Consider the following 13008-nt stretch of genomic DNA (forward strand, 5'->3'; position numbering starts at 1 on the left):
GGGCCGGGCCGAAGACGTTGCGTCCGCGAACGCTTTCTCCCATCCGGCCGGCACGGCACGAACATGTACGGCGACAGCACGCGATCCGGGTCGTCGTCACGGCGCCGGGCGGCCGGTCACGGTGCCGCCACGGCCCCCAGGACGAGGGGGGCGTCCGCCGGCAGGCCGGGCACGCGGTGCGACCGCCCGGTGACGGCGTCCACCCGGAAGAAACCGAGGAGGCCGCCCCCGGCCCTGGCGCTCATCCTCACGACCACCTCGCGGTTGTTCAGCCAGCTCACGACCTCGGCCGTGGCGGGCCGCCTCGTCTCGGGCAGCGGGAGCCGCTTGAAGACCCGCCGCGACGCGGCGTCGATGACGTGGAGGCTGTGGAGGTCCTCGCCCTTCCCCGCGACGATCGCGGCGGAGTGTCTTCCGCCGGGAGAGTCGGCCCAGGTCCCGTACTTCTCCTGGAGCCAGGCGGCGATCCGCTGCGCCGGAGGCATCTGTCCTGCGGGCACAGACGTCAGGGCGCCGGTCGTGAAGTCGGTCCGCAGCCGCCGCTCGCCGAGGGTGACGGTGAAGTGGCGGCCGCTGGGGGAGACGCTCACCTGGGTGCCGTCCTCGGTGTCGGCGGGGGCGAGGACCGGTGACAGGTAGCGCTTCACGCCGCTGCCGAGGTCGTGGGCCACGTACCGTCGCTCCGCCGCGCTCAGGTAGGCGATGCGGCGCCCGTCGCGGCTGATGGCGGGGGCGAGCCGGGGGCGCTCCCTCCCGTCGCCGTGCGCGAGGCGCTGGGCGGCGTCGGGGACGCGCAGCCTCGCCTCGCAGGGTTCGCGGCCCTCGCACCCGCCGAGGCCGGGAGCGGGGCTCTCGGGGCCGCCGGAGGCCATCGTCAGCGTCCAGCCCGCGCAGGTGACGTCTCCGGCGCGCGCGGGAGGTGTCCCGACGGGGGCGTCGGGACACGGCCCAGGGACCGCGTAGCGTATCACCGAGGAGGTCCGCGGGGCCTGCCACGGTGCCGGGACGGCGCCGGGTTCCCCGCCGCCCGGCCCCGAGCCGTCCGGCTCCGGACTGGAGACCGCTCGTACGGGCTCCTGCGCCTGCGCCGCGTGCGGCCGGCTGCGCTCGCCCAGCGCCGAGTTCCACACCTCGCCCTGCTGGGACACGACGAAGGCGGCGATCAGGCCGACCGGCACGAGCGCCGCCGCCACGGCCAGGAGGGCCCCCCTGGCGCGACGCCGCCTGAGCGTGCGCATGGACCGGACGGTGAGGTCGGGGACGGAGGCCTCACCCGCGGCCGTGGCCATCCTGGTGATCAGACGGCTCTCGCTGCCCTTGGTGAGGGTGTCGACCGCCTCGGCGATCTCCGACTTCACGGTCTCCTCCGGGAGCCCGAGGAGGGAGGCCATCTCCGCGCGGGACCTGCCGTCGTGCAGGCAGGCGACCACGAGGAGCCGCTGCCGGGGCGGGATCCGTACCAGGGCCGTCGGGCCGGCGGCGCTCGGCCGCTGGAGGAAGCGGCGGTAGAGCGCGATCTGGGCGTGCGTGGTGGGGTTCTCCCACAGCGGCGGCGGCCAGGAGAGGGCGACGGTGTGGAAGGAGCGCAGGGTGAGGCGGATGGCCTGCTCGTGGCTGCCGGTGAGGAGAAGGGCGGTGCCGACGAGGGAACGCTGATCGCGCTGCACGAACTCGCGATAACCGATATATCGGCGCATGGAAGTTTTAGCTCCGGCTTGCCTGAGGGACGTACAACGGTAGCGATCTAAGCGGCTGGAGCGCCAGATTGGGGTGAATGTCGGAGATTGGGGGTGAGGGCGTCCGCTGTTTTTCGTCGTGACGCGGGCGGGGGCGGGTCGTGGTCGTGAGGGATGTGAGGTCACGTCGGGATAACAGGGGGAGAGGGCGGGTCATGGCGCCGTAAAGTTTGCCACGTCGAAGATTACGAGACCGTGGGGACGATGATGCCGGAGATCGCGCCACTGGAAGCGGGAGAGCCGCGCCAGCTCGGGCCGTTCCGCGTCGTCGGGCGGGTCGGCGAGGGCGGGCAGGGCATCGTCTACCTGGGGATCAACGCCGCGGGGGAGCGGGCGGCGATCAAGCTGCTGCACGTGAAGTTCTCCGGCGACGCCGTCGCCAGGTCCCGGTTCGCCAGGGAGGCGAGGGCGGCCCAGCGGGTCGCCTCGTTCTGCACGGCGGGCGTGATGGACGCCGACCTCGAAGGCGACACCCCCTACATCGCGAGCGAGTACATCGAGGGCAGGTCGCTGCGCGAGGTCGTGGAGACCGACGGCCCCCTCAAGGGCGCCCCGCTGCAGCGGCTGGCGATCGGCACGGCCACCGCGCTCACCGCGATCCACCACGCCTCGATCGTGCACCGCGACTTCAAGCCGGACAACGTGCTCATCGCGGCCGACGGCCCGAGGGTCGTCGACTTCGGCATCGCCCGCATCCTCGACTCCACCGGCACGATCACCAGCCGGGCCATCGGCACCCCCGCGTACATGGCGCCGGAGCAGATCTCCGGCTCCGAGGTCGGACCGCACACCGACGTCTTCGCCTGGGGGGCGACCATCGCGTTCGCCGCGACCGGCGAGACGATCTTCGCCGGAAGCTCGATCGCCGTGGTGCTCAACCGCATCCTCAACCACGAGGTCGACCTCGGCACGCTGCCGGAGCCGCTGCGCGGCGTGGTCGGCTCGGCGCTGGCAAAGTCGCCCGCCACGCGGCCCTCGGCCGACCAGCTCCTGCTCCGGCTGCTCGGCCACCCGGAGACGGTGAACGCCTCGCCCGCGATCCTCACCCAGGGCGCCAAGGTCGCCGTCCCCGAGCCGCCGCCCCGCGACGAATTCCGATCCCGGGAGCGGGACCGTGAGCAGGGCCGCGAGCAGGGCCGCGACCGGGGACACGCCGACGACGGCGATCAGGGCCGTGACAACGACGCCACCAGTCCCATGCGCACCCCGAAGCCCCGGACGGGCGGTGTCTCGGGCGACCTGCTCCTCCCGTCCACGGGATTCCAGCACCCCCACCCCGTCCACGACCAGGGCTCCCACCCCGGGCGCGGCGATCAGGGCGGCCGGAGCGGTCAGGGGGTTCACCGGGAGACCGGGCCGGGCCAGGGCGAGCGTCGCGCACCCGCCGCCCACGGCGGGCCGTCGCACATCCCCGCCCCTCCCCCCGTGGAGCATTCGTCCTTCCCCGACCAGCGCTTCCCCGACCAGCGCTTCCCCGACCAGCGCTTTCCCGAGTCGCGCCCTGAGGACCGTCGCCTCCCGCGGCAGAGCCCACCGGACCACCTCTCTCCGGATCGCCGCTCACCGGCGCATCGCGGCCACCCGTCGTCGCCGGACTACTGGGACCACCCTCCGCCTCCCGCGTACGGCGACGGCACGGGGTACGCGGAGCACGGGGAGCACGGGGGCGAGGTGCCGCCGCCCAGCTGGCAGGCGTCCGCCACCCTCGTCGGGGTCCCGGAAACGCCGCCGCGCCCGCGCAGGGGGCGCTGGATCGCCGCCGCCGTGGCCGTGCTGCTGCTGATCGCCGGCGGGGCCGCCGCGGTCCGCTGGTGGCCGGGGATCGCCTCGGAGAGCGGGCCGGAGGAAACCGTTCCCACCGCGTTCACCTCCGTGGTGGACAAGGCCGCCAAAACGGGCAAGCTCGTCGTCGGCGTGCGCGACTTCCTGCCCGGTATCGCCCTGCAGAACCAGGGCAGGTGGAGCGGCTTCGAGATCGACCTCGCCCTGGAGATCGCCAAGGCGCTGGGAGTGCCGGCGAGCGGCGTCACCTTCCGGGGCACCGGCCGCCCCGAACGGCCGAAACTGCTGGCGGACGGAGACGTCGACCTCGTCCTGGCGACGTACTCGATCAACGACACCGACGACGTCACCTTCGCCGGGCCGTACTACCTCGCCCACGTCGACGCCCTCGTCAAGGACGGTTCGCCGATCGTGGACCTGAGAGGCCTGGAGGGCAGCCGGATATGCCAGCCGGCCTCCAGCGCGGCCGTGGCCGTCCTGCAGGGCGCGGTCGAGCGGCTCGCGCTGGAGGCCGCCGAGACATACTCCGAGTGCGTCAACATGCTGCAGGCCGGCCAGGTCGACGCGATCCCGGGCGACGACCTGCTGCTGGCCGGTTTCGCCAACCGGGAGAGCATCCGCTACAAGCTGCTCGGCCTGAAACTCACCGACGAGCGTTACGCGGTGGCCCTCAAGAAGGGCGACGTGCGCACCTGCGAGGCCGTCAAGGGGGCGATCGCCGACCTCTACCGGAGCGGCACGATCCGCACGCTGCTCGACAAGCACTTCTCCAAGGTCGAGTTCCCGGGGCGGGAGAACGACGCCCCCACCATGGCCGCCTGCACCTGACCGTGAGGGCCCCCGCGGAGACCTCCGCCGGGGCCCTGGTCCGGGGCCGGCGTCAGGGCCGCGCCTCGCCGTCGCGGGGCGTTCGTCCTGCTCTCCCTGTCGGCCGGCTGCCGGCCGGCTGCCGGCCGGCTGCCGGTCCCGCCGCCCGGAGCGCGGATCGGAGCGCGCATCGGGGCACTCGCCGGACGGCCGTCCACCGTGGACGGGTAGCATCCGAGCGTCACAATTCATCCTTCGAGTGGGGGAAGGTCATGGCCCAGACTCCCGTAAAGGTCACCGTTACCGGCGCCGCCGGTCAGATCGGCTACGCGCTGCTTTTCCGCATCGCCTCGGGCCAGTTGCTGGGCGCCGACGTCCCGGTCACGCTGAGCCTCCTGGAGATCCCGCAGGCCGTGAAGGCCGCCGAGGGCACCGCGATGGAGCTCGACGACTGCGCGTTCCCGCTGCTGAGCGGCATCGAGATCACCGACGACCCGAACGTGGCGTTCAACGGCGCCAACGTCGCGCTGCTGGTCGGTGCCCGTCCCCGGAGCAAGGGCATGGAGCGCGGCGACCTCCTCCAGGCCAACGGCGGCATCTTCGGCCCGCAGGGCAAGGCGATCAACGACAACGCGGCCGACGACATCCGCGTGCTGGCGGTCGGCAACCCGGCCAACACCAACGCGCTCATCGCCCAGCAGCACGCCCCGGACGTCCCGGCCGAGCGCTTCACCGCGATGACCCGCCTCGACCACAACCGCGCGCTGTCCCAGCTCGCCGCCAAGCTGCAGGTCCCGGTCACCGAGATCAAGAAGATGACGATCTGGGGCAACCACTCCGCCACTCAGTACCCCGACCTCTTCCACGCCGAGGTCGGTGGCAAGATCGCCGCCGAGCTGGTCGACGAGGCCTGGCTGCGTGACACCTTCATCCCCACCGTCGCCAAGCGCGGCGCCGCGATCATCGAGGCCCGGGGCGCGTCCTCGGCCGCCTCCGCCGCCAACGCGGCGGTCGACCACGTCTTCGACTGGGTCAACGGCACCGCCTGGACCTCGGCCGCGATTCCCTCCGACGGTTCGTACGGCGTGCCGGAGGGGCTCATCTCGTCCTTCCCGGTCACCTCGCGCGACGGCAAGTGGGAGATCATCCAGGGCCTGGAGATCGACGCCTTCTCCCGCGAGCGCATCGACGCCACGGTGCGCGAGCTGGAGGAGGAGCGTGCCGCGGTGCGCGAGCTCGGTCTTATCTGAGCCGTCCCGATCCGAGCCGTCCCGATCTGATCCGTTCTGATCTGGGTCGTTCTGATCTGGGTCGCCACGCGAAAGGGGCCCCGGCGTGCCGGGGCCCCTTTCGCGTTCCCGGCCTCCCGGGTTCCGGCCCGTTCGGGTTCCCGGCCTTTCGCGCCTCCCCGGCCCCTCGCCGCGCGGGCGGCGGGGGAAGGCGAAGGAAAAGGCGGCGTGTCGATCATCGCGGAGCGGCGCGACCCGGCGTTCAATGATCACTTGTGGTCGGGGGATCGGTGTTCAGGGAGTACGCCGCGGTGCGGATCGTCGCCGGGATGATCTGTCTCGCGCTCGTGGCGACCCCCCGTGGGGCGCTCGCCTCTCCCGACGACGACGGCTGGGGCGGCGCCGACCTGTCGGTGCGGCTGACGGTCTCCCCGAAGCGCGCGCAGCCCGGTCGGCCGCTGACCTACCGGGCCGAGGTGCGCAACGACGGTCCCGGCGACGCGGTGCTCCCGCTGCTCACCGTACGACTGCCCGAGAAGGTGGCGGTGGCCGGCGTCAACGTCGCCGAATGCCTTCCCGGCGCCGCGGCCGGAGAGGTGATCTGCCCCTCGCCGACGGACGTCCTGGCGGGGCAGACCGGCGGGGTGACGATCACCGGGATGGTGGGGTCCGGCGCGCGGGGCCCGCTGAGGGCGAGCGCCACGCTCTCCTCCGAGGTCGTGGACGACGACGAGACGGACAACTTCTCCGAGACGCTCACCGAGGTGGACAAGGGTGCGGACCTGGCCGTCAGGCTGTCGCGCGCGACGCGTGCGGGCCGCCTGGTCACGGTGGCCGCCGTGGTGCGCAACCGCGGGCCGCGGCGCGTCCACGACGCCGGGGTCCTCTTCGACACCGGCGGGGCGCATCTCGTGTCGGCGAGGGGCGCGCGGTGCGACTCCCACCTCGCCTACGTCGGGTGCAGGCTTCGTACGGTCGGCGCGGGCCGGCGGGTGAGCTTCACGCTCGCCTTCGTGGCCCGCGCGCACGCGCCACGGGCCGAGGCGACCGTCTACTCCCTCCGGCTGGGCGACCGCCGCCCGGCCAACAACACGGCCCGCTTCGGCCTGGGGTAGGCGCGGCCGGTCGGCTCGCGCCCGGCCCCGGTCGCAGGTTTCCGAGACCGGTGGCGCGGCCGGGGCGGCGGAGTGGAGCGGGGTGGTGTCAGCCGAGCATGGCGGCCCAGGCGTCGGCGACGACGTCGCGGACCGACGGGTGCTCGGGCTTCCAGCCGAGCTCACGCTGGATCTTCTCCGACGAGGCCACCAGCACGGCCGGGTCACCGGCGCGGCGCTCGCGCACGACCGCGGGGATCTCGTGGCCGGTCACCTCGCGGCAGACCGACAGCACCTCCTGGACAGAGAAGCCCGTCCCGTTGCCCAGGTTGTAGATCTTGTGTTCGCCCGGCGAGCAGGCGTCCAGCGCCAGCAGGTGGGCCCTGGCGAGGTCGGCCACGTGGATGTAGTCGCGCACGCATGTGCCGTCGGGAGTGGGGTAGTCCGTGCCGAACAGGCTGACCGACTCGCGACCGCCGAGTGCGACGGCGAGGATGTTAGGGATCAGGTGGGTCTCCACGGTGTGACGTTCGCGGTAGACCCTGCCGTCTCCGGCGGTGTGGGCGCCGCCCACGTTGAAGTAGCGCAGGCTCACCGCGGCCAGGCCGTACAGCCCGGCGAACGCGCTCAGCGCGGTGTCGACGGCGAGCTTGGACGCGCCGTAGGGGTTGGTCGGCCGGGTCGGGTCGGTCTCCTCGATCGGGGAGCGCTCCGGCTCGCCGTACGTCGCGGCGGTGGAGGAGAAGACGATCCGGCCCACCCCGGCGCCCCGCATGGCGTCGAGCAGGGCCAGGGTGCCGCCGAGGTTGTGCGTCCAGTAGAGGCCGGGCCGCTCCACGGACTCGCCGACCAGGGACTTCGCCGCGAAGTGGAGCACGGCGTCCGTGCCGGGCAGCAGGGCGGCGGCCTCGGTGATCGACCCCTCGACGAAGCGGGCACCCGGCGGCACCGCGTCGGCGTGGCCGGTGGAGAGGTCGTCCAGCACGGTGACCTCGTGGCCCGCCTCGACGAGTTGCGCCGCCACGACCCCGCCGATGTATCCGGCGCCTCCGGTGACGAGCAGCTTCACGGAGCCTCCTGTTTGATGATGTTTGTACTTGTTTACTTTTGTAAGTCTATCGCCAGCATATGCTGGCACATCAAATATCGGCCACCGCCGGAACAGGCGACCGCCATGACGGAGACGATCTCGTGAACAGCGTCCTGGCGAACATCGCCTTGGTCATGCTCTTCGTACTGATCGGGGGATTCTTCGCCGCGGCCGAGATGGCCATGGTCTCCCTCAGGGAGAGCCAGGTCAGACGGCTCGACACCCAGGGTCGCAGGGGGGCGAGGGCGGCCAAGCTCGCCCGCGACCCCAACCGCTTCCTGTCCGCGGTGCAGATCGGCGTCACCGTGGCGACCATGCTCTCGGCCGCCTTCGGCGCCGACACCCTCGCCCGGGACCTCATCCCCGTGGTGACCGGCTGGGGGGTGCCGGAGGCCGTGACGGCCCCGCTCTCCCTGGTGCTGGTGACGCTGGCGATCTCGTACGCCTCGCTGGTCCTCGGCGAGCTGGCCCCCAAACGGATCGCCAGGCAGCGCGCCGAGGGGATCTCCCTGCTGGTCGCGCCGTTCCTCGACCGGATGGCCGCGCTGTCGCGGCCGATCATCTGGGCGCTGTCCAAGTCCACCGACGGGGTCGTCAAGCTGCTCGGCGGCGACCCGGACGCCGACCGCGAGGAGATCTCCACCGAGGAACTGCGCGACATGGTGGTGGGCCACCAGGAGCTCACCGCCGACGAGCGCCACCTGATCGGGGAGGTGTTCGCGGCGGGCAAGCGGCAACTCCGCGAGGTGATGCTGCCGCGCACCGAGGTGGAGTTCATGTCCGCCGACACGCGGCTGGCCGAGGCGGCGATCCTGGCCGCGGCCATGCCGCACTCCCGTTTCCCCGTCTACCGCGACTCCTACGACGACGTCGTGGGCTTCGTCCACATTCGCGACCTGCTCGACCCGGTGCTGACCGGGTCCATCGAGCCGATCAGCGAGCTGGTGCCGATCCGCCCGGTCAAGCTGGTCCCCACCAGCAAGCGGCTGATGGCCACGCTGTCGGAGATGCGCAGGGAGGGCCACCACCTGGCGATCGTGGTCGACGAGTACGGCGGCACGGCGGGCATCGTCACCCTGGAGGATCTCGTCGAGGAGCTGATCGGCGACATCCGCGACGAGCACGACGTGGCGGACGAGCACGTCGCGCTGCCCGCCGGGGAGGTCGAGCTCGACGGGCTGGCCAACCTCGACGAGGTGGCGACCGAGAGCGGGATCCGTCTGGCCGACGGCCCGTACGAGACCCTCGGCGGGTTCGTCATGTGGGCGCTCGGCCACCTTCCCGCGCTGGGGGAGCGGGTGGAGATCCCGGGATTCGACCTGACGGTCACCGAGATGGACGGGCGCAGGGTCGCCCGGGTGAGGATCAAACGGAGCACGTCGCGGCCGGAGGCGCCGCCCGCGCCCGACAGCTGACGGGGAGCGCCCCGCGTGAGCGGGGCCCGTGATGGGGGTTCTTCGGCGAGGCCGCGAGCGAGGCCGTGGGCGGGGTCCGCGGGCGGGGTGCCGTGATCGGCGCGCCAACCACTCCCGGTAGCTGACAGAATTGGCTGCTATGGCCAGTCCTCGTGTCCTGTCGGGAATCCAGCCGACCGCAGACTCCTTCCACCTGGGAAACTACCTCGGTGCCATCAGGCAGTACGTCGCCATGCAGGAGGGGTACGACGCCTTCTACTGCGTCGTCGACCTGCACGCGATCACCGTGGACTACCAGCCGGACGTGCTGCGCAGGCGTTCCAGGGTCGCCGCGGCCCAGCTCTTCGCGGCCGGTCTCGACCCCGAGCGCTCCACGGTCTTCGTGCAGAGCCACGTCCGTGAGCACACCGAGCTGGCCTGGGTGCTGATCTGCCTCACCGGCATGGGCGAGGCCGGGCGGATGACCCAGTTCAAGGACAAGGCGGCCAAGGCCGGTGAGAGCTCGGCGAGCGTCGGGCTGTTCACCTACCCGATCCTGCAGGCGGCCGACATCCTGCTCTACCAGGCCAACCGGGTTCCGGTCGGCGCGGACCAGAAGCAGCACCTGGAGCTCACCCGCGACCTCGCGCAGCGCTTCAACCACCGCTTCGGCGAGACCTTCACGCTGCCGGAGCCGCACATCGTCAAGGGGGTCGAGAAGATCACCGACCTCCAGGAGCCCACGGCGAAGATGTCGAAGTCGTCCTCCTCGCCCACCGGGATCCTGGACCTGCTGGAGCAGCCGGGACCGCTCCGCAAGAAGATCATGCGCGCGGTCACCGACACCGGCTCCGAGGTCCTCGCCGACGACGAGAACAAGCCCGGCGTCACCAACCTGCTGCGCATCCAGTCCGCGCTGAGCGGCGTCGCGATCCCCGAGCTGGAGGCCCGCTACGCCGGGCAGGGGTACGGCACGTTCAAGAAGGACGTGGCCGAGCTCGTGGTCGACACCTTCACCCCGATCCGCGAGCGCACCGAGAAGCTGCTCGCCGACGAGGCCGAGCTCGACCGGATGCTCGCCGTCGGGGCCACCCGGGCCCGCGCGGTGGCCGCCGAGACCATGGCCAGGGTGCGCGACCGGGTGGGGTTCCTGCCCACCCCGTGATCCTCCTTCGCGCGGCCCGGGCGGGGTTCCCGCCCGGGCCGCGACGTTCTCCCGTACGGCCGGAGTCTCCTTCGCAGTAGGGCTCCGGCGGCCTCCCGTCCGCTCCGTGGTCCCCTGTGCGCGCACGGCCGCCTTTCCGCCGCCGTCCACGGTCGGGACGGCGGCGATTGGGTAGGGGGCGCACGTGACAAGCGTGCTGGAACGTATCCAAGCGGCCCGTGAGCGGTTCGGAAGGACACTCGGCACGGCCCGGGTCAGGTGGCACTGGCTCGATCACCTGGTCAGGACCTTCCAGCGCTACCAGATCCAGTCCGGCGACCGGCTCGCCGGAGCGGTCAGCTACTTCGCCTTCCTGTCCTTTTTCCCGATCATCGCGCTGGCCTTCGCGGTCTTCGGCTACTTCCTCTCCACCAGGCCCGAAGCCACCCAGGCCCTGCAGACGGCGATCAACCAGTACCTGCCCGGCCTCGCCGACAAGCTGCCGATCAAGCAGATCGCCGACTCCCGGACCAGCGCCGGGATCATCGGCCTGCTCGGGCTCCTCTACGCCGGGCTCGGCGCGATCGACGCCCTGCGCGGCGCGCTGCGCGAGATCTCCATGACGACCGAGGCGCCGCTCAACTTCGCCCTGGCCAAGCTGAGAGACCTGGCCGCACTCGTGATCGTCGGCACGACGATGGTGGCGTCGGTGCTGGTCGCCGGTTTCGCCACCCAGGCCAGCGGGGTCGTGGCCGGATGGCTCGGCCTGTCGGGGTCGGTGGTGGCCACCGCCACGATCTGGCTGGCCGGGCTGGCGGTCAGCGTGCTCACCGACGTCGTCGTCTTCCTGGTCATCCTGCGCGGGCTGGGCCGGTCCAGGCAGCCGTGGCGGGTGCTGCTGCGCGGAGCCCTGCTCGGCGCGGCCGGTTTCGCCCTGCTCAAGCAGCTCGCCGCACTGATCCTCTCGGGCACCCTGAACAACCCCGTCTACGGGGTGTTCGCCGTGGTGGTCGGCCTGCTGGTCTGGATCAACTTCTCGGCCCGGGTGATCATGTACGCCGCCGCCTGGACCGCGACCGCCTCCCTGGGCCCTCCGCCCGACCCCACCCCGGTCCCGGCGACCGCCATCCGCGCCTGAACGCCCGGCGTCACGGGAGATCCACCCCTCGGCATATCCTGCTTTCCGATATATGCTGCTAAGCATGACTCCAAGGACGATGACGGAGCCCGCGTTCCTCATCCTCACCGCGCTGGTCGACGAGCCGTGTCACGGCTACGGCATCGTGCGGGAGGTCGAGCGGCTGTCCGGCGGGCGGGTCCAGCTCAAGGTCGGCACGCTCTACGGCGTGCTCGACCGGCTGGCGGGTGACGGGCTGGTCGCCCTCGACCGCGAGGAGGTCCAGCAGGGGCGGCTGCGCCGCTACTACCGGCTCACCGACTCCGGGTCGCGGACGCTGGAGGCCGAGGCCGTCAGGCTCGCGGAGAACGCCAGGACCGCCGTCGACCGGCTCCGCGCCCGGCACGGCCGGCCGGCCGCCGCCGGAGGCCCCGCGTGAGGGCGGGCGTGAGGTTCCGCGTGATGGCGAGTGAGGGAACGAGCGGGAGGGTGGCGCGCCGATGAGTCTGCTGGAGGAGCGCTACCGTCACTGGCTGCGCCTGCTGCCCGCCTCCTATCGCGCCGAGCGCGAGGAGGAGATGGTCTCGGTGTTCCTGGAGGGTTCGCCCGACGTCTCCGACGCCGACGGGCCCCGGCCTCGCTGGTCGGAGATCGCCAGCGTCGCCGCGCTGGCGGCCCGGGTCCGTCTCGGGGGAGCGGGTCACACGGTGCCGAGGTTCCTCGCGTGGGGAGAGACGGTCCGCCTCGTCGCCCTGCTGGGGGTGGGCTTCCAGGCGTTGCTCGGAGCCCTCGCCGCCACGGCCACGCTGCGCATGTACGGGGTGATCGGCGAGGCCCGGCCCCTGCTCGCCCAGGTGGCCGGGCCCCCGGGCTCACCCGAGCGGCTCGTGGCCGTCCTGGGAGGCCTCACGGGCGCGCTCTGGTTCGCCCCGCTCGTGGCGCTCATCGCCGGGCGTCCGCGCGCCGCCAGGGCACTGGCGCTCCTCGCGCTCGCGCTGAAGCTGCCGTTCCTGCTCCAGGAGCGCGTGGACGTCTTCCTGTGGAGCGCGCTGATCGGCCTGCTGCCGTCCCTGGTCACGGTGCTGGCCCTGTGGGCCGGTTTCCACCGGGACGCGCGGCTCGTGCGCCGGCCGCTGTGGCTCCTGCTGCCTCCCCTCGCCGCCGGTGCCGCCCTCGTCGCGCTGTACGAGGCGGTCGCGTCCCCCACGACCACCGCCTGGATATGGCCGTGGCTGGACGATCCCGGCCTGGCGAGCGCGCTCATCCTGGGCGCGGGCGCCGCGTACGCCTGCGTGCACGTGTACGTACCCGCGCGGCGCACCCCGTCGTGGCCGCTGGCCCTGGCGATCCTGGCGCTGCCGGTGCTGTGCGTCCGTCTGGCCGAGCTGAACTACGGCGCCGACCTCGCCGACGAGACGAGCCGGATCATCACATTCGGAATGTTCGGCCAGGCGGCTCTGCTCCTGGCCTTCGTCGCCTGGAGCGCCGTCCTGGGGGTCAGGACACTCCCGGCCGCACCGGCCCGGAGCCGCGGGGGACCGGCCGAGGGGTGACCGAGCCGCCGGGGGCGGGCGAGCAGTCGCGGCGGGGCGCCCCCCGGCCCGGGGCGGACACC

The 13008-nt window shown here is 72.5% G+C and carries 10 protein-coding genes; 8 read left to right on the plus strand and 2 right to left on the minus strand.

Going from position 1 to position 13008, the window contains the following annotated elements; genetic code table 11:
- Positions 1-116 precede the first annotated feature (116 nt).
- On the minus strand, positions 117-1697 hold the full coding sequence (locus ACVCAG_RS38410) for a sigma factor-like helix-turn-helix DNA-binding protein (protein ID WP_440087902.1): 1581 nt from the start codon (positions 1695-1697) through the stop codon (positions 117-119).
- Between the two features lie 243 nt (positions 1698-1940).
- On the opposite strand from ACVCAG_RS38410, the gene ACVCAG_RS38415 reads away from it, so the two are divergent.
- The 3 genes from ACVCAG_RS38415 to ACVCAG_RS38425 all read left to right on the plus strand — a co-directional run bounded on the left by ACVCAG_RS38415 (position 1941) and on the right by ACVCAG_RS38425 (position 6669).
- On the plus strand, positions 1941-4346 hold the full coding sequence (locus tag ACVCAG_RS38415) for a protein kinase domain-containing protein (protein WP_440087903.1): 2406 nt from the start codon (positions 1941-1943) through the stop codon (positions 4344-4346).
- Positions 4347-4597: 251 nt separating this feature from the next.
- Positions 4598-5575: a malate dehydrogenase gene (locus ACVCAG_RS38420; protein ID WP_440087904.1), complete on the plus strand. Its 978-nt coding sequence runs from the start codon at positions 4598-4600 to the stop codon at positions 5573-5575.
- 254 nt (positions 5576-5829) lie between these two features.
- Entirely contained in the window at positions 5830-6669 is an 840-nt protein-coding gene (locus tag ACVCAG_RS38425; RefSeq protein ID WP_440087905.1) for a hypothetical protein, read from the plus strand.
- An 88-nt stretch (positions 6670-6757) separates the two neighbouring features.
- Here the strand turns inward: ACVCAG_RS38425 and galE are convergent, their stop codons facing one another.
- Positions 6758-7717 carry a UDP-glucose 4-epimerase GalE gene (gene galE / locus ACVCAG_RS38430; protein ID WP_440087906.1) on the minus strand — a complete coding sequence of 320 codons (960 nt, stop codon included), beginning with the start codon at positions 7715-7717 and terminating at the stop codon, positions 6758-6760.
- Between the two features lie 122 nt (positions 7718-7839).
- Here galE and ACVCAG_RS38435 point away from each other — a divergent pair, with 122 nt between their 5' ends.
- The 5 genes from ACVCAG_RS38435 (at position 7840) to ACVCAG_RS38455 (ending at position 12946) form a co-directional block, all read left to right on the plus strand.
- Complete coding sequence (locus tag ACVCAG_RS38435) at positions 7840-9153, plus strand: CNNM domain-containing protein (RefSeq protein WP_440087907.1); 1314 nt, start codon at positions 7840-7842, stop codon at positions 9151-9153.
- A 139-nt stretch (positions 9154-9292) separates the two neighbouring features.
- Positions 9293-10297 (plus strand): tryptophan--tRNA ligase, encoded by a 1005-nt coding sequence (trpS, locus tag ACVCAG_RS38440; protein ID WP_440087908.1) that lies wholly within the window; start codon positions 9293-9295, stop codon positions 10295-10297.
- A gap of 184 nt (positions 10298-10481) precedes the next feature.
- The gene (locus tag ACVCAG_RS38445; RefSeq protein ID WP_440087909.1) at positions 10482-11414 is read left to right on the plus strand and encodes a YhjD/YihY/BrkB family envelope integrity protein; all 933 of its coding nucleotides are present in this window, start codon (positions 10482-10484) and stop codon (positions 11412-11414) included.
- A 64-nt stretch (positions 11415-11478) separates the two neighbouring features.
- Entirely contained in the window at positions 11479-11832 is a 354-nt protein-coding gene (locus ACVCAG_RS38450) for a helix-turn-helix transcriptional regulator (RefSeq protein WP_440087910.1), read from the plus strand.
- 61 nt (positions 11833-11893) lie between these two features.
- The gene (locus tag ACVCAG_RS38455; RefSeq protein ID WP_440087911.1) at positions 11894-12946 is read left to right on the plus strand and encodes a hypothetical protein; all 1053 of its coding nucleotides are present in this window, start codon (positions 11894-11896) and stop codon (positions 12944-12946) included.
- Positions 12947-13008: the final 62 nt, after the last annotated feature.

It is taken from the genome of Streptosporangium sp. G12, assembly GCF_052983175.1.